The organism is Deltaproteobacteria bacterium (assembly GCA_019308905.1).
Taxonomy (GTDB): Bacteria; Desulfobacterota; BSN033; order WVXP01; family WVXP01; genus JAFDHF01.
This window is the reverse complement of sequence record JAFDHF010000038.1, coordinates 1-17,291: the sequence shown is the minus strand read 5'-3', so window position 1 is coordinate 17,291 and position 17,291 is coordinate 1. Positions and strand designations below refer to the sequence as shown.

Below are 17,291 nucleotides of genomic sequence, written 5' to 3'. Positions count from 1 at the left end.
GGTTCGCTCTATTAGCTTATGGTTGGAGCCGTCGCTTCTTGAGTCTTCCTATGGCGGCCCTCAGACTCTCCTGCATCCTGCTGAAGGATTCAGCCAGAAGACCCACTTCATCACGGGAGGTAATCTCCACCCGGGTCTCCAGATCGCCCATGCTGATCCTGTTGGCTACTCGGGTCAGATGGATAATCGGACGAATAAGGCTCCTTGAAAACCAGTAGGTGAGAAGGATAACCACTACGAGAGAGACGGCCATTACGACAAGGAACACGCGGAGCGTTTCTTGGGAAGTGGATCTGAACCGTTCAAGAGTCCTGTCGGCTCTCAACCGGAGTTCCCTTTCTGTTCTGTCGTGGATTGCCTCGAGCTTCTCCTTTATCTGTCTGGCCGGGGCCGAAAATTCATCGATATAGGTCGTGGCAGCAACTCGGAGATCCGTTCCTCTGACAGGGGCGATGTACATATACTTGGACCTTACCGTACCGTCGGCCTCCGGCCAATTGTAGTAACCATAGGAATCTCCGCTAAGGCTCCTTTCGAGAATTCTCCAAAAGTCCGGATACTTCCCGGACAGCTTGCTGAGATTCATCCCCACTATTTTCGGGTTCTTGTGGAATTGGTTGATCCCTTTACTGTCGTGGACCGCAGTATAACCCGTTTTCCCGACAGGCTGGACGGCAATTCTCCGGAGTTCACTGTTTGCACGCATGGCCGATATCTTCAACTTCGGATGAGCCTTCAGGAATATCTCTATCTGATAGGCCACATCCTTGGCCTTCTCCCGAATCATCCGCTCCCCCAGGCTGTTCAGTCTCTCGACCCCCTCCCGGATGGCAACGGAAGTCATGCGATCCATCTCCCTGGCAACCGAGGCATGCATGTTCTGCATCTCTTGGCTCGTGGACGAGACCATCTCATTCATGTGGTCCAAATAGACATAGCCGATTACCCCAAAGGAGATCACAATAGGAACCAAGACCGCTATCATCAACTTGGAAAGAAGTCCCATACCCCGGACCCGTTTGTCCGCCATCGTAACGACTCCCCATCATATCTTTTTGAGAATTTCCAACATCTTTTTCTGAAAATCGATCCGCTTTGCCTCGTCCGAGATATCCATACTGACCGCCTCGACCAGTTCGGCAGCCCTGCTCCTTGGGAAAGCAGAGATCTTCTCGTCCATGTCTGCCACCTGATCCTCGATGATCACAGGAGCCATCGGCCCCATAACCCATGTCAGCTCTTGTCGTAGGATATCGAAAAAGCCCTTCCCCACGATTCTCTTGGGGGATCGAACAGCCGCCTCGACCATCTCTATCAGTCCTGACGCCGACAGGCGGTAGAGTCTCCTTGCGGCCTCGATCTCACTTGTCTCGAGTTCCCTAGCTATTTCTCGCACAGTCTTCCTGCCGTCGATGCGGATAAGAATATTCCATTCCCCTGCCTTCAAGAGGATCTCGTCTTTCTCTTTCTGGGAGGAAAGCTTGAAGACGGCATCTGAGGACGGGATCGCCTTTCTTATTCGATCCCACTCCTCCATCCGTTCCACGCCCTCTGAAATGATCTGTTCCGTTGACCTGCTTACGGTCCTCGAATCGGGAAGGACGTCCGGAGTGTAACTGAATTTTCCGATCGTCCAAGTCATCATCAGATAGATCGCTTCCTCCCCATACGAAGACTCAGCTGACCCGTGGACAATCTTCCCATTTTCCACAAAAATCTCCCCCAGGGCGCCACCCTTTCTCAGGGAAACCTTCCCCGTTTTGCCTTCGCGAATCAAAAGATTGAGAATATCGAGAAGGCGTATCTGCGAAAGATCACCGCTAAACACCTCGGCCATGCATGTATCCTGCTTCTGGGGGAGTCTGCCTATCCTGCTCTAGGCCACCCTGGAAATCCCCATACCTCCCTGGGCAAGGTGACATGGAATTATCCTTCCAGAGTCTTCAATTTCCTGATAATCTGCTGGTAGGACTCGTCGAGTTTGTCCCGCGCGAGAAGGCCCCTTTTCGCCCTTGAGACCTTCTGCATGTGTCTCTTGAATCTGCCGTCCCGGCGCAGTTCTCCCAAGGTGACATTCGACTTCAAGCGGACCATGGAGACATCTATGTCGGGTTCACAGAAGACGACCAGAGAGAGATCTCTCAGCCCATTGACCAAAATTCTACCATCCGAGAAAAGGAAATCGAGAACCTCCGTTTCTTCTCCCAGGCTTTGCAGCAATGCTACTACCTGAACCACCTCTCTCCCGATATTCTCAAGCTGGTCACCGTACCTCTCCGGCATATCCCTGCATATGACGGTGCCATTGCGATCGCATACAAAGGATCCCCGCACACCGGGGACCTCGTTCATCTCTTCGAGGATTTTCTCCATCTCGGACTCCTGAGGCTTAATCCCGCACTGAAGCAAATTAGGTGCCAATTCTCCGGCGGAATTGAACCACACGAGCTGAGCCTTGTCAGCAACCAGTCCGAAAACCAAACATATCCCCCTTATCCTTTTGTTCCTTTCAGCCGATAGGTTTAGCAGGAGCATATCGGTCCGCCCTTGTGGACGATATTCGTCCACCCCAGGTATGGAGATAACAAAAAACGCCGGAAAATGGAATACCCTCGTGTGCCACTGCGGGACTATTTCCGGCCATGGGCAGGCCTTGCGTGCCCCTATTGCCCTCTTTCTTCGCCTCAGGGGGAGACTTCCCTCGGTGGTTCTGAACAAGTGGGGCGGACTCGGCCGGGTTTTGATGGTAACGAGCCGACCACCTGCGTTTTTGTAGGTACGAGAGGCTCCTGTCTTGAGTCGGCCGATTCGGTTTTCTGATCGGGCTTACTGGTTGATCGCCTTGACTTTTCGAGACTTTTGGGTTAACTAATCTCTTGTTAGATCTCGGGGAGGAGAGTCGCATCTTGGGTTTTGATCGGCGGAAGACCCTGGCAAGTGCCCAGAAGTCCCTGATGAAGGGACAGATCCGGAAGGCTATTTCGGACTACGAGAAACTAGTTGCAGACGACCCGAGGAATATCCGGATTCGCTCCAAGCTTGCGGACCTCTATCTCAGAAACAAGAATTTTGACCGGGCTGTAGAAGAGTATATCCAGCTGGCCCAACAGTACAAGGACGAAGACCTGAGCTATCGTGCCATCTCTATGTACAAGAAGGTCCTGACTGTAAGGCCGAAGATGATCGATGTCCACTACTGGTTGGCAGATCTGTACAAGAAAGAGGGGCTTGTTGGAAACGCCAAGGTCCTCTACCAGAACATCATCAAACTAAACCCCGAAGATCAGCTTGCCCGAAGTGCGATTGCCGAGATCGATCGGACATTGGCACAGGCGGACTCCTTTCAGATGGAGGAAGAGACTTCTGACTTCGGCGAGGCCGGGTTGGGTGAGATCAATGGCCGGGAACAGCGATCGGTTCTCGAACAGGCCTTGATGGATGACGAATTGCCGGAGACCCAGGATCTCGAGCCAGAGGAGGTCTCGGAAAGTGAGGAGATCGTCGATCTCGAAGAACCCTTGCAATCAGAACCGGCAGACCCTCAGCCCGCCGGAAGCGACGGCCATCATACGGCGGGCAACCCGTATTTCACTCACCAGGAGGTCGTTCTGGATCAGAGTGTTTCGCCGGAAAAAGATCTAGAATCCCACTATCATCTCGGAATTGCCTATATGGAGATGGAACTCATAGATAAGGCCATTGTAGAGTTTGAGGCGGCTCTGGAGTACGGCCCGAAGCGGATCGACTGCCTGGTCATGCTCGGCCAGTGTTACGGACGGAAGGGCGCTTTCGACCGGTCCATCTTCTACCTGGAAAAGGCGTCAAAAATAGAGGGGCTGACCGAGGAGGATCACATTAGGATCAGCAAAGAGTTGGCAAAGGCCTATGAGGCTTGCGGAATGAGAGATAAGGCATCGCAGGCCTTTAACAGGGCTGGGCTGGGAGGGGGCAAGGGAACGACAAACCCCTAAACCCCTACACCGGACCTCTTCAAGGAAGTGTTTCTTGCGCGTACCTCTATCTCAGTTGGCTTTGGGAGAAATCAGACAGAACTCCTCTTCAAGACCCACAGAGTTGGGCATGACAGATCTCGCCCTGTAGTAGTTCCCTCTGAATTTGGTTGCGCTGATGCCCCTTCCACGGGGTGGATTTCCCTCGTATACCTTTGTAACGGTTGTCTGTGTCGTATCGAGTCCGAGGTTGACAAACGGAGAGTTGTCGTATCCTGCCCCTGTAAGATCTGACCCTACGTTGCTCTGGCCGCCCACGTTCGACGGAAAGATGAAATTGTCAAAAAAATAGGATTTTATGAGCTCCAGGCCACCGTCGGCCTTGAAGAAGTCGGTGGTGTAGCGCCGTTGATTCCCGGAGATCGCAAGCTCCGTGGTGGAGGTGAAGTTTGCACAAAGGGCGACCACCGTCGCCGTAATCATAACCAGCAGTGCGATGACAAGGGCTGTCCCCCTTTCATTTCTTAGATCGAAAAATGCTCTAGACATGATCAACCCCCTAAGTATTGCTAACTGCTGAGAAAAAGATTTCTCGCCCTAATGGTGGAGGTGAGGCTCCTCGTGCGGAATCCTCCGGGAAAATCCGGGTCATTGGTCCGGGTCTGCACGGTCAACTGTATCTGGTATTTTCCAAAGGTCTCGGGCACAGGCGGAGGGCCCGGGTTGTACTGGTCTGTGATCTGAAAATTGATGACATTGTTTGCCAGGACACTCCCGTTCCTTTCAAGGTCCGTCCCGTTCAACCGGTAGTGCACTGTTCCAACCCTGTACACCAGTGCATTGGCCCTGAGATCTCTGTCCAGACCGTCCTGGACACCAGAAGTACTCCCATCGGCGTCGATGCTGACGGTTGGGTTGCTGCCGGTCACGGCAGTCCACACCACGACGGTCTTGTATCTCAAGGGGGCACTCAGTTCGCTCCCCGCCGGAAGCAGCGGAGGTAGGGGTCTGTCGGATTCGAATATGAGCAGGTTGTCATCCTTGTTGAAGGTCGTATTCTGCCCCATCGTGTTCAGGGTGATCTGGGTTTGACCAAGAGACGCGGCACTTGCCAGAGTGGCAATGGGGCCGCTGAACACACCGACGATCGTGAAATCGGCCGGCGAGGAGGCCGTGATGGTGATTCTGTTTGTTAGACCGGCTACGGCCCAGCCCGGCATCCCGAACCCAGCCATGCGGATGTCACGGGCAATGATATCCATAATGGCCCTCGCGCTCTGCTGCGCCTCAGAGATCTGCTCCTGGACTACAAAGGTTCTTTGTTGAGCCATGAAAGTTCGGTAGACACCGGCAATGACAATGGCCCCGATCACCAGGGCGACCATCAGCTCTATCAGACTCAATCCCTTCTCCCCGTCTCTCAAGACTCTCATGAACCGCCTCCATAGAACTCGCTGATCACAGAATTGACTCTGACTGTATGGGTGTTGTCCGCCGCCACCGACGTTCTCTCGTCCCTCCAAGAAACCGCCACGGTCACATCGGCCCGGCTCCCTCCAGGGTCCGGGATGACGGTGTATTGGACGCTGTAGACTACGCCTTTTTTCGTCACGCTGTTGGTTACAGTCCCGAGTCCGATGAGAGTGCTGAAGGGGGTCGCGATAAGCTGCTCCAGTTGATCCTGGGCAAGTGTTGTAGCGTCGGTGATCTGGCTGGCGAGGTTGTTTCCCTGGACAGAGACCACCTGGAGTCCAGCAAGACCCAGCAAAGCGATGGCCAGAATGACCATGGCAACAACCACCTCGAGGAGGGTGAATCCCTCAGATCCCGACCGCCCGGCTTTCCTCATTGCGCTTCTCCCTACTATGTCCTGTCATACCTGACATTCCCAACAGGTGTGACTTCCACCCAGTATCCTTCACCTCGGCTGTTCCTCAGAAAGACCCGTTGGCCGTCCTGTCCTCCCAGTGGGGTCAGGGGGTTCCCCTGTTCATCGCTGGGAATCCCGCGGGTGTTGAAGGTTATGTCAATCAAACTGTCCGCGGGCTGATCGACAAAGTCCAATCCATCCCCGCCTCCCCTGCCGGTATCGAATTGTGCCTTGTACCGGCTCAGGTCCACGGTTCGCATAGAAACTCCCCCACCATCCATGACCGTGACTGTCTGAGGAAAACCCGCTCTCTTATCGAAGCGGACCGTGCAGTTCTGGTTTGTCTGCACCGCCTTCATCTGGGCCAGCCGGAAGCATGACGCGACATCCCTGGCGGCGCTTTTGATGCGATAGTGAGAAAGCCACCGCCCCAGGCTGGGGACCGTGAAAGTCGCAAGAAGGGCTATGATGGCCAGGGTTATGACAAGTTCCACCATTGTCAGGCCCTGTCTTTTCTTTACGTACCTGCCCACTGTCACCTCGCTCTCTGGGACTGCAAGGGTACAAAGCAAAATGTATACCAAGAGAGACTATTGTCTCATTATCATACTGTGTTTAAAATAATCTTCAATATCAACTACTTATGTTTATGAAACAGGGACATCACCACTCGTCGGGAGGACCCTGTTTGGGACCTTTTTTCGTAAGGTATGAAAAAGTTGCAGGGTTCAAGGAAGAGGTGTTTAACAGCGGTCTCTCTACCTGATGCGGTAGACAACGCTGACCACGCGGTCGGTCTCTCTTGTCCCTTGGGACTCCTCGGGTCCGGAACCGGTCTCCCGACCCATCGAACTAATACGGTAGTAAAACCTCCTGTACCTGGTCGGGTCGGACCCGGGGCCGACTGGTCTGGAGACATGCATATCGGTGATCCACAGGGTGAACTGGCAGCCGTTAGGCAAACCGTGCGTGTAGGCTATCCCCCACGGCGGGATGGAAGGGGGGACTGTTATGGGTGGTCTGGCAGTGCCCCACGGCCGAGCGGTTGAAAAGAAAGCGCCGATACCCGTTTCAATTCCGGCCTCGGACGCATCGAAGACCTGCTGGAGGGATCTCTGGTTTCCACTGATCATCATGTCGACCTCGGAAACGGTCATACCGCCGATGGCGACGATCGTACCGGCCAGAATCAACAGGAGACAGATGACGAGGACAACACCCCGCTCGCGGTACACCGGCCCTGTTTCTCCCATCTCTACCCCCCCGGCCTCGCTCGATTTCTCACCTTTACCGTGAGGCAATAGGTTCTCCGTCTCAACCTGCCCGCCGCATCAGGCAAGGCCGTCCTGGCGGTGATGGCAACTCGGTAGCCGCCATAGTCGGTTTTTGTGACACTCAGCGACTCGATGTGCTCGGCAAGTTCCCTTACCTGACCGCGGGCCCAGAAGTCCTGGCGAGTGAGCGTACCGTTATCCTTAAGATAGTACTTCACGATCTGAACGCGGTAAACGGGTACAGGATTTACACGCATGCCTCGCGGATATTCGAAATAGAGAGGGCTGTTGAGAACAATAGTGTTTGTCGCACGGTCGCTTTTGGTTACAAAGAGCCTCTCGTCGCCCAGGGTAAGAATGTCTTCGGCCCAGATGTTGCTCGCATCATAGACCCTGATCTGTGTATCCCCGGCCCGGGCAGCCTTCCTCAGGCACGTGGTAGGGTAACGTTTTGCCAGCTTCTGATCCAAAATGAGCACGTTGCCCTCCACCCGTTGGACCGTGACTTTGTCGTATTCACCCACAAAGAGGTACCTGCGGTCAAGGGAATCAAAACGGCTCCCGTCCACAACTGTTATTTTCTGGTCGCCTCTTGCTGCAGATGCATCCAGATAACTTGCCGGTGACCCGAAACACCCGACAAGTGTAAGGGTACGGCCGTCGATTACGACCATTTCTGAGAATGTCTCCTCTCCTATCTGAAGAGGCCACTGATCCGGAACGCCGTGGCCCACCATCCTCAGGTCCTTCGTGAGCAGGTTCATAGCCGCCCTGGCGTTCTGCTGCATCTCGGCGACCTGGTCCTGGGCCATGTAGGTTCTCTGCTGGGCCCGAAAGACCTCGTAGGCTCCAGCCAAAACAATACCCGCCACCGCCATGGCCACTATGAGCTCGATCAGCGTGAAACCCGGTTTCCCAAAATAGCGGCAATCCATTCTTCTCATTCTCTCTTGGCAATTCTGGTGGCCATGGTAATCCTGTGGAGGCGATCGTGCTGGTGCCACGACACGGTAACCAGAATCTCTCTTATCCGCCCGGACCCGTCGGTCCGGATCGTCCACTCCCGGCCGAAGACCATGCGGGTTGCTCCTGTCGCAGGATCGGTATCATTTACCGTTTCGGAGAACGTTCCGTCATTGAGGTCTTTCCAGGGGATGGCCCGCAACCTCTCCACTTCGTCCTGCGCGAGGCAGGAGGCCACAGTCATGGAGTTGCTGAAAGCACTGTTTCGAATCGACTGGATCTGAAGGGTCATGAGGGCCAGCAATCCCACCGCCAAAAGGACCGTGGCGATCAGAACCTCCAGGAGTGTAAACCCCCGGCGGCCTGATCTCCTCCGGTTCCGCTCATTCACCGGTTCCATCTACTTTCCCCTTGCGACGTTGATCTTTCCTGTGGAGGTATTAGCGGTGACGGTATAGTACTCCCCATCTCCTGCCCTTATGGTTACGGATCCGCTGAGGGCCGTCCCGTCAGGGTTGAAGCGGATCGCCTCCACATTCGCCTCCAGTGAGATCTGGTGGGGCACCCGGAAGATCCCTCCTTCCTGAACCCATTCGCCCGGTGCGTCCGGGCGGTTCCCACGCTCCATCCGAAAGGTCTTACTGGAAGGATCAAAAGCGATGCGATACTGCCGGTTTGTTTTGAGAGCCTTGATCTTTGCCAGTTCCATCTGGCAGACCAGCTCCCGAACAACCCGCCTCACACGGTAGTGCCTGATCCATCCGGTCAGATTTGGGAGCGTCAGTGCCGCAATCGCCGCCAGGATGGCAAGGGTCAATACCAGCTCTGTCAAGGTGAGCCCCTTATCCCTCAAGCCTTTGCCCCTCCCCATCTCCTGGAGAGTCATTATAGCAGATTATCCGGAAAAGGAAACAACCATCAAGAGACCGGATAAGGGGGGGACGGCGGCTCTGGGAGTAAACCGGCAGAGGGCCGGCAGAGGAGGAAGAAAGACGGACAAAAGCCGTCAAGCCTTAGTAACTATTTCTCTTGGCCGATGCCGTACTCTTTGATCTTGTAAAGAAGAGTGCGGTGGCTGATCTCCAATATCCTCGATGCATGGGTGTGATTACCATGGGTCTTGCGAAGGGCTTTCCTGATCAGTTCTGTTTCGAGAATCCTCGTCGCCTTCTTGATCGAATACTCTTCCAACTCCGAGAAAGGAGAACTCTCTGCCGACCTGTAGACCTCAGGAGGGAGGTTCTCCACGTCGATGGTGTCGGTTTCGGTCAGAACCATCCCCCTTTCAATCATATTTTCGAGTTCCCTCACGTTTCCAGGCCAGGAGTACCTGAGTAAGATCTTGAGGGCTTCCGGGGTGACCCGGCTGACCCTTTTCCCCAGGTTCTGGTTGAACTTTTCTATGAAATGGTCCACAAGAAGAGGGATATCTTCTCTCCTCTCCCTCAAAGGGGGTATCTTCAGGGGAAGGACGTTCAGCCGATAGAAGAGGTCGTCCCTGAAACTGCCCTGTTTCACTCCGCTCTCCAGATCCTTCACCGTCGCGGCGATGATCCTCACATCTATCTTGATAGACCTGGAATCACCGACCCTGCGGATCTCTCCGTCCTGAAGCACGCGGAGCAACTTGACCTGAAGGGAGAGGGGGAGTTCTCCGATCTCGTCAAGAAAGAGGGTACCGCCGTTTGCTTCTTCAAATAATCCCTTCTTTGTACGCACCGCATCGGTGAAGGATCCTTTCACATGGCCGAAGAGCTCGCTCTCCAAGAGGTTTTCCGGAATGGCCCCGCAATTGACGGGGATGAAAGGATTGGCAGACCTGTCGCTGTTGAAATGAATCGCCTTGGCGACCAGTTCCTTTCCGGTTCCACTCTCGCCCGTAATGAGAATGGTGGACTTGTACCGTGCCACCTTCTTGATGGTATCGAAAATAGCCGCCATCTTTTCGTTCTTACTGATAATGTTGTTAAAATTGTACTCCTTTTCTATCTCTTTCCTGAGATAGATATTCTCTCTTCTCAGCCTCTCCCGTTCCTCTGCCTTCTTCAGGGTCAGAACGATCTCGTCCGGCTTGAACGGCTTAGAAACGTAATCATAGGCCCCGAGTTTCATGGCTTCAACCGCCGTATCGAGTGTTCCGTATGCCGACATCATGATGATCGTCGAATCACAGTGTGTCTTCTTCACCTCCTTTAGAAACCGGATTCCGTCCATCCTGGGCATTCGGATATCACATAGAATCTCATCGAAGAGCGCGCCCTCCATCTTCTCCAGGGCTTCATAGCCGTCTGAGGCGGTCTCCACCTGGTAGCCCTCTTTCTGCAGGATTACCGAAAGCATGTGCCTGAAGCTCTCTTCGTCGTCAATGACAAGGACTCTTCTTGTATTCTCCATGATTCTCCCAATTAGGAACCCGAAGCCGGTAGCAACACCTTGAAGGTGGAACCCTTTCCCAGGCGGCTTTCGACCTCGATCTTTCCACCGAAACTCTCTACTATTCTCAGAGAGATTGAGAGGCCGAGACCCGTGCCCCTGTCCGGGTCCTTTGTCGTGAAAAAGGGGTCAAAGATCTTCTCAAGGTCATCTGGCGAGATGCCACACCCCGTATCGGTAATGCTCACACACACAAACCTTCCGTCTCTCGGTAGATGTGGGTACGGATACCGCGGCCCCTGAGACCTACGCAAATGGGTATAGTCTTTGTCGGCCGGATCGTCTCTCCGGCGTGCGGGCCCGCGACCGGCCTCCTGCGGATCTACTCTTGGCTCGTGATCCTCCGTCCTCAGGGTCAGAGTCCCCCCATCGGGCATCGAGTCGACCGCATTGAGAATCAGATTGACTAAAACCTGACGGATCTGAGACTCGTCGGCTTCAATGGGTGGAAGGTCTTTCTTCAGGCAGAGGTTGGACTCGATGTTCTTGAACGACTTCTGGTAGGAAAGAAGAGAGAGAGAGCTTTCGATCACACTGTTGAGATCCACCTCCTTGACATCGACGGCCGACGGCCTGGAAAAGTCCAGGAGCTCCCTTATGATCTTGTTGATCCGCTGAATCTCCACCTCGATCCTCTTCAGATACTCCAGCCCCTCGGGGTGATTCTCCATCTCGTTCTGGAGGATACTCGTATAACCGAGGATGGCTCCCAGTGGGTTTCCCACTTCATGGGCGACGCCGGCGGCAAAGCGCCCGATGGAGGCCAATTTCTCCGATCGCACCAGTTCCATCTGCGTCTGCCGGAGCTGTTCGTTGGCCCTTTCCAGGGATCTGACATACTCTTGGACATCCTTCTGACTTTCGCGGAGGCGGTCGGTCATCTCGTTGAAAGATTCGGCGAGTCTTCCAATTTCGTTGGGTTCAGAGACGGAAATGCGCTGATCGTAATCCCCTCGGCCGATTCCATCCGTGGCAGCGACCAGAGCCTTCAGTGGGTTTACGATAACCCGGGAAAGGAGAAAGCTTCCGAACAAGACGATTACCACGCCGTCAAGGAGCACGAAGAGGATGATAAGCCGCTGGGAAGCGGCGATACTGCCCATCACATCCGCAAGGGAAAGGCGGACATATACACCCCCCACCAGGTCACTGCCGCTCAAAAGAGGCGAGAAAAGCCTCAAATCCCGATAGGTCGAAAAGAGAAAGGAACGTCTCCGATCGAGATTCCATAAGATTCTCCTCTCAGCGATAGCCTTTGCCATGCCCTCGTCATCGATCCTTTCGGCCCGCCTTCCCTTGAGACTACATGCAAGCACCCTTTGCGACGGGTCGACGATGGCGATCTCGTCTATCTCTCTTGGATCAGCATAGACCTGGATCATCCTGTGAAACAGGTAGGTCTTCTCTGACAAGTCTTCCCCCTTTACTCCGTAGAGATTGAGGCTGTTCTGGACAGACTTGACAATAATCTTGCCGCTTCTCACTTTCTGGTTCAGTATGTCCCGTTCGTGGATCTTGATGATTCCCAAACCCAGCAAAAGCAATGCACTGGTCATCAAAAGGGCGAGGTTGAGGATGATCTCTGTCTTCAATCCCACCCTTAGGTTTCGGAAGAGCCAGGCAGGGCGCCTCACCTCTTACCTCCCCAATCCGAAATACCAGCGTATCATCTCCGCCCCCCAAAGGAGATAGACGATGGAACCAGCCCCCAAGAAGGGCCCGAAAGGGATGGCGTATTTTGAATCTCTCCCCTTTGCTAGCATAAGGGGGATTCCCACGACAGAACCGAGGAACGAGGCTATCAGGATCACGAACAGGATGGGCCTCCATCCTCCCAGGAAGGATCCGATCATGGCGAGGAGCTTTACGTCGCCTCCTCCCATCCCCTCACCTTTCGCCTCGCCTATGGCTGTGACGAGCTCTTTGCGACTCTGCAGGGCGGCCGCGTCGATTCCATAAAGAGAAGCCTCTCTTCTCAGTTCCTCTATGGTCAATTCTTGCAGAGATTTTGCCATTTCTTTGCGGTGACTTGTTCCAGTAATTCTATATTTTAGTTTCACGAACCCACTATAGCCCCATGTAACTACAAGTAGACTTCCCCCTCCAATCACTGTTCCTATAAGCGAATCCAAGAGGCTCATCCGAGGAGTCAAGAGAGAAAAAAGCAGCCCTGCTCCGATCCCGGGAAGGCTGATCCGGTCCGGGATAATCCGGTGGACCATGTCGATTCCGGAAACGGTGATAATCATGGCAGAAAAGACGAAATAGCCTGCAAAATCCACACTGATACCGTACCGTCGGAAAAGGAGAAGCCCAATCATCCCGCCAACCAGCTCTACCAGGGGATACTGGAGCGAGATGGGTCCCCGGCAGTACCTGCACCGTGCCCCAAGCCAGAGAAAACTTAGAATAGGGATGTTGTCGTAGAAGCGGATCCTGTGTCCACACAGGGGACAGTGGGAAGGAGGGAAGAGGATCGACTCTCCCTTTGGCATCCGGCTGATACAGACGTTCAGGAAGCTGCCCACAAAGGCACCCAAAACGAATGCAGAGACCTGGAGCCAGCCAGGGTTGATGGTTTCTAGGATTTGATCATTTAGCATTTTTCATTTACCATTTGACATTTAGCATTCATCATATAACACTTAGCATTGATCACTTAACACCTCTCACTAGTCATTTCCGCTTGCGGGCCATAGAGATGCTTTTAGCAATAATTGCAATGAGCTGTTCACATTCGTCTTTCAGTGATTCAATCTTCTCGTTTGAAGCTGGAAAGGTTCTCTGAATAACTTGCAACCAATACCGTGATTCCTTCAACTCCTTGAGGACGATACTCAGCTTGTGGATGAAATCTGCATTCGATTCGGACCCTCGCGCTTCTTCATAGTTCGCTCCAGGCGAAGTCCCACTTGACAGGATTTGACGACCGATGTGCTTCCCTACAGACGTTTTCGGAAGGCCATCAACCAACTTGACGATTCTCACCGAAAAGTCCAAGAAACGGTCTGCCAGCTCTTCATCTCTACGTCGTTGCATAACCTGAGCAAATGATCAGTTATAGATGATAAATGTCAAATGCTAAATGATTCTTTCAATTCAATGCTAAATGTCAAATGATCAATGTGAAATGTTAAACTCCTTCGCCAGAATCGCGACGATCCTCTCGGCGGCTTTTCCATCCCAGAGTGGAGGGCGCTTGCAGTGTTTTCCCTCCCCTCCCATGATCTTCTTGACCTCCGCGACGATTCGACGGGTGTCATGTCCGAGGAGTGTATTGGTACCCTGGCTGATCGTGACGGGACGCTCCGTGGTCTCTCTGAGGGTCAGACAGGGGATGTCGAGTACAGTCGTCTCCTCCTGTATGCCACCCGAGTCGGTCATCACGAACCTGGAATGCAAAACCAGATTTAGAAACTCAAGATAGCCCAAAGGGTGGCAACACCAGATTCCCGGACCCCTTGAAGATCCCCCATCACTGTAACGTAATGGACCAGGATCGTCCCCGTCAATGAATTTGAAAGAACCCTGAAAGCCGAAACGCCTGACAGCCGCACTCGTTCTCGGATGAATCGGAAAGACAATCGGAAGGTGCCGTGAGACCTCCTCTAGGGCCGTGACTATCTCCCCCAGCACGGGCTTTTCTTCGACATTCGAAGGCCGGTGGAGAGTCAGAACGGCGTATTCTCTCTTCTTGAAGCCCATGCGGCGCCATATATGCATGGCCCGTATCCTCGAAAGGTTGGCGTAGAGGGTGTCGATCATCACGTCTCCTACCAGGAAGATCTTCTTCGGGTCCACGCCCTCCCGGAGGAGGTTCTCATCGGCCTCTCTACAGGTTGTAAAGAGAAAATTCGAAAGAATATCGGTAACTACCCGGTTGATCTCCTCGGGCATCTTCCGGTCGAAGCTTCTCAAACCGGCTTCCACATGGGCTACGGGAATGTGCAATTTTGAAGCCACAAGGGCACAGGCAAGGGTCGAGTTGACATCTCCTACCACAAGGACCAGGTCGGGTTTCTCTTTGAGGCATACCTCCTCAAAAGCCGCCATGATCTGGCCTGTCTGACGTGCGTGGGTTCCAGAACCCACCTCCAGATTGATGTCCGGCTTGGGAATTGTCAGTTCCCGAAAAAAGGCGTCAGACATCTCCACGTCGTAATGCTGGCCGGTGTGGACGAGGAGCCAGTCCATTCTCGGGATCTTTTCCATCTCCCGGATAATGGCGGCGATTTTCATGAAATTCGGACGTGCGCCGACAACGTTTATAATTTTAGCCATAGCTTACAGCTACTTATCTTGCTTTTGCAATATCTTACCCCAAGTCTGCAGACCCTGTCTCCGGTGTCGGGGCTCGCTCTTTTTCTCCTGCTCTCTCAGCCCGAAACGGTCTCGATCGGTCTCAGATAGTTGCGGATGTTCCTTATGCCACAGTCCCGATACATGAGATCCAAGAGGGATTTCTTCACCAAAAACCTGAATGAAGCTCCGTCCCGTGACAACGGGGATCCAAGGGCTGGAATGGACGGCCCTTCATCAGGACTCTTGAAAGAGTAGCCATTGGCTCGGACAAGGTCTCGAAATGAGACTTCCGGCAGAGAAAACTCTCTTGCATATCGCGTGCCCACTTTCGCATTCATCATCGAACCGAGGGCTCTCAAATCCTCCAAGGCCACCTTCGTCATGTTTGCATCCCCGATTCTTCCAAATTCCTTGAAGGACCAGGATTCAATCCGGGTCTCGAAGCGCCTCCTGTATTCGTTGGTCCTGTACAGCTCGGCAAGTCGTTCCGGGTCGAAGTCCATCCCGATTCTTCTCAGCAGCCCGACCACGGTCTCGAACGGTTTCTTGACGAGTTCTTCGTACCGGATCGTGAAGAACCTCGGGTGTTCACTCAGTCCGCAAACGGCGGCCTCATCTATGAGCCACGTGCCGGCGGCTATATACGGGAGGAAGCCCCTCCTCAACAGTGACTTGTAAACGTATAGGGGATTCCTTACGACATGTATGAAGAACCCCTCCTCAAAATAGTCTAGAAACAACCTGGCACAATGGATATTCTCAGGGGTCTTTTCAAAGAAGACCGTACATCTTTTTCCCCTAAAGCCGGCGAACCTCTGGAAAAAAAGGTCGCAGAACTCATGGAGAGAACCGGACCGCCTGAGGCATTCGCCCACGCCGGTGCGATCGAACCCGTAGCTTGCGAGTCTTGAGACGAGAAACTGCTGTCGCATTTCATAAACAACAGGGGACCGTGAAGAGAAGAAACCCCTCCGTTTCATTCGCTTGAAGTCATCGAAGTACCCTCTTACGGCAAAGAGCCTGGTTTCCGGGCCGCAGACCGCAAAGGGCAGACTGTCCACCAGATCGGCCAGCAGTGTGCTTCCTGAACTTGGAGCGTTTCCAACGGCAACAAACACAGGATTCCCCCCTGCCAGGGCAAAATCCTACCAATCGGAGCCGGATTCAACGGCTTTGACCAAGGCCTCGATTTTTTCTCTCCTTCTGGAATTCGGGGCCATTTCAATCCCCTTTTTGAGGAAATAGACCGCACGATCGGGATCGTTGAGCTTGTCCAGGAAGAGCCGCCCCAGATTCTCATAGGGATTGATGATATGGGGTCTCAACTCCATTGATCTCATGTAGCTGCCAATGGCCTCATCAAAGCGCCCGGCTTCTTCACAGACGACTCCAAGGCGGAAGTATAGGAAGGCGTCTCCAGGGCGCTCCTCCACGAGCAGTCTCAGTGTGCGTATCGCCTTCTGAAAGTCCCCCCTTTTCGCATAGAGGTTGCTGAGGTTTATGCGTGCTTCATAATGGCCGGGACTCAGGGATAGAGCCCTCTGATACTGCTCTTCGCTTTTTTCGTACTCACCGATTCTCTCGTAGGCTATCCCGAGGTTGTTACGGATGAGGGGATCCGACGGGTTGATCTCTGCTGCCCCCTCCAAGACCTCAAGGGCTTTGTCGTTCGTTCCGTTCTCGAGATACAGGACTCCCAGCCCGTTCATGGCAACCGTATTTTTCGGGTCCCTGGCGAGAGTCTCAGACCACAGGGTGAAGGAATCCTTCCATATCCGGTTCTGTATCACCGTCATGTAAGAATATCCCGCCAATAGAAGGATCAGAACCATGACACTCAAGGCCGGGAAAAAATCCTCCGAGAGTTTCCTTGATCGGGCCGACCAGAGCCTTTCAAAGCCAAGGGCCAGAATCAAACAGTACGCGAAAGACGGCAGATACACATACCGATCTGCAAGGACCGTGCTGATGGGAATGATGTTTGAAGAGGGGAGGATCGTAATATAGAACCAGAAAACGGCGAAGAAGACCGCTCTGGTTTTCTTGAACATGTAGACGGCCAATCCTAGCAACCCGAGGTTTAGTAAGACAAAGGCCGAGGAAGAGAGCCACGAAATGGTATCTGGTAGGAGTAGCACATAGACAGGAGAATAGTTGACGGTCAGGGTCATCAACTTGATGTTCAGCAGGAAAAGGCGAAAGACGAGAAACAGATTGTACAAGAAACTCCCACCCCTGTACGGATAGATTCCGCCTGACTCGACCATAGCCCCCAAGAGAACATAGATGGCTACAAGCGAGCCGGCAAGCATGGGCACAAAGAGCAGTGCTCTCCTCAAGACCCAGCGCGATCCGGCCTTTTGCCGTGAGATTTCAAAGAGCACCATGATACCTGGAAGAGCCACAGCCACCGGCTTTGACAAAACCGCCATTACAAAACAGAGGAAAGCAAGGCCGTACAAGCTCGATTTCGTTTCCCTTCTCGTCGCATCTGTGGCT

Annotated in this window: 19 protein-coding genes; 1 reads left to right on the top strand and 18 read right to left on the bottom strand. The window is 53.5% G+C overall.

Features of this window, described 5'->3' with window-relative positions; translation table 11 throughout:
- Window positions 1-16: 16 nt before the first annotated feature.
- The 3 genes from JRJ26_12735 to JRJ26_12725 all read right to left on the bottom strand — a co-directional run bounded on the left by JRJ26_12735 (window position 17) and on the right by JRJ26_12725 (window position 2,373).
- Complete coding sequence (locus JRJ26_12735) at window positions 17-1,030, bottom strand: HAMP domain-containing protein (GenBank protein MBW2058351.1); 1,014 nt, start codon at window positions 1,028-1,030, stop codon at window positions 17-19.
- A 15-nt stretch (window positions 1,031-1,045) separates the two neighbouring features.
- The gene (locus JRJ26_12730) at window positions 1,046-1,837 is read right to left on the bottom strand and encodes a DUF4388 domain-containing protein (protein MBW2058350.1); all 792 of its coding nucleotides are present in this window, start codon (window positions 1,835-1,837) and stop codon (window positions 1,046-1,048) included.
- Between the two features lie 89 nt (window positions 1,838-1,926).
- Entirely contained in the window at window positions 1,927-2,373 is a 447-nt protein-coding gene (locus tag JRJ26_12725; GenBank protein ID MBW2058349.1) for a roadblock/LC7 domain-containing protein, read from the bottom strand.
- Between the two features lie 533 nt (window positions 2,374-2,906).
- Between JRJ26_12725 and JRJ26_12720 the strand changes: the two genes are divergently transcribed.
- Window positions 2,907-3,971 carry a tetratricopeptide repeat protein gene (locus JRJ26_12720; protein ID MBW2058348.1) on the top strand — a complete coding sequence of 355 codons (1,065 nt, stop codon included), beginning with the start codon at window positions 2,907-2,909 and terminating at the stop codon, window positions 3,969-3,971.
- A 51-nt stretch (window positions 3,972-4,022) separates the two neighbouring features.
- Here the strand turns inward: JRJ26_12720 and JRJ26_12715 are convergent, their stop codons facing one another.
- From JRJ26_12715 to JRJ26_12645, 15 genes are all read right to left on the bottom strand, one after another.
- A complete protein-coding gene (locus JRJ26_12715; protein ID MBW2058347.1) occupies window positions 4,023-4,499 on the bottom strand; it encodes a pilus assembly PilX N-terminal domain-containing protein in 477 nt (158 codons plus the stop codon).
- A gap of 20 nt (window positions 4,500-4,519) precedes the next feature.
- Window positions 4,520-5,383, bottom strand: coding sequence for a prepilin-type N-terminal cleavage/methylation domain-containing protein (locus JRJ26_12710; protein ID MBW2058346.1), 864 nt, complete (start codon window positions 5,381-5,383; stop codon window positions 4,520-4,522).
- Window positions 5,380-5,799: a prepilin-type N-terminal cleavage/methylation domain-containing protein gene (locus JRJ26_12705; GenBank protein ID MBW2058345.1), complete on the bottom strand. Its 420-nt coding sequence runs from the start codon at window positions 5,797-5,799 to the stop codon at window positions 5,380-5,382. The genes JRJ26_12710 and JRJ26_12705 overlap by 4 nt, the downstream gene beginning before the upstream one ends.
- Window positions 5,800-5,813: 14 nt before the next feature.
- The gene (locus tag JRJ26_12700; GenBank protein MBW2058344.1) at window positions 5,814-6,359 is read right to left on the bottom strand and encodes a prepilin-type N-terminal cleavage/methylation domain-containing protein; all 546 of its coding nucleotides are present in this window, start codon (window positions 6,357-6,359) and stop codon (window positions 5,814-5,816) included.
- 219 nt (window positions 6,360-6,578) lie between these two features.
- A complete protein-coding gene (locus JRJ26_12695) occupies window positions 6,579-7,073 on the bottom strand; it encodes a hypothetical protein (GenBank protein ID MBW2058343.1) in 495 nt (164 codons plus the stop codon).
- 2 nt (window positions 7,074-7,075) lie between these two features.
- The gene (locus JRJ26_12690) at window positions 7,076-8,038 is read right to left on the bottom strand and encodes a prepilin-type N-terminal cleavage/methylation domain-containing protein (protein MBW2058342.1); all 963 of its coding nucleotides are present in this window, start codon (window positions 8,036-8,038) and stop codon (window positions 7,076-7,078) included.
- Complete coding sequence (pilV, locus tag JRJ26_12685; GenBank protein MBW2058341.1) at window positions 8,035-8,457, bottom strand: type IV pilus modification protein PilV; 423 nt, start codon at window positions 8,455-8,457, stop codon at window positions 8,035-8,037. Before pilV ends, JRJ26_12690 begins: the two co-directional genes overlap by 4 nt.
- Window positions 8,458-8,910, bottom strand: a complete 453-nt coding sequence (locus JRJ26_12680; protein ID MBW2058340.1) for a GspH/FimT family pseudopilin — start codon at window positions 8,908-8,910, stop codon at window positions 8,458-8,460.
- Window positions 8,911-9,077: 167 nt separating this feature from the next.
- On the bottom strand, window positions 9,078-10,451 hold the full coding sequence (locus JRJ26_12675; protein MBW2058339.1) for a sigma-54-dependent Fis family transcriptional regulator: 1,374 nt from the start codon (window positions 10,449-10,451) through the stop codon (window positions 9,078-9,080).
- A gap of 11 nt (window positions 10,452-10,462) precedes the next feature.
- A complete protein-coding gene (locus JRJ26_12670; GenBank protein MBW2058338.1) occupies window positions 10,463-12,124 on the bottom strand; it encodes a HAMP domain-containing protein in 1,662 nt (553 codons plus the stop codon).
- Window positions 12,125-12,127: 3 nt separating this feature from the next.
- Window positions 12,128-13,093 carry a prepilin peptidase gene (locus tag JRJ26_12665; GenBank protein MBW2058337.1) on the bottom strand — a complete coding sequence of 322 codons (966 nt, stop codon included), beginning with the start codon at window positions 13,091-13,093 and terminating at the stop codon, window positions 12,128-12,130.
- Window positions 13,094-13,166: 73 nt separating this feature from the next.
- Window positions 13,167-13,529: a four helix bundle protein gene (locus JRJ26_12660; protein ID MBW2058336.1), complete on the bottom strand. Its 363-nt coding sequence runs from the start codon at window positions 13,527-13,529 to the stop codon at window positions 13,167-13,169.
- A gap of 81 nt (window positions 13,530-13,610) precedes the next feature.
- Complete coding sequence (gene wecB, locus JRJ26_12655; GenBank protein ID MBW2058335.1) at window positions 13,611-14,771, bottom strand: UDP-N-acetylglucosamine 2-epimerase (non-hydrolyzing); 1,161 nt, start codon at window positions 14,769-14,771, stop codon at window positions 13,611-13,613.
- Window positions 14,772-14,866: 95 nt separating this feature from the next.
- A complete protein-coding gene (locus tag JRJ26_12650) occupies window positions 14,867-15,910 on the bottom strand; it encodes a sulfotransferase (protein MBW2058334.1) in 1,044 nt (347 codons plus the stop codon).
- Window positions 15,911-15,937: 27 nt separating this feature from the next.
- A partial coding sequence (locus tag JRJ26_12645; GenBank protein MBW2058333.1) for a tetratricopeptide repeat protein occupies window positions 15,938-17,291 on the bottom strand: 1,354 nt, incomplete at its 5' end.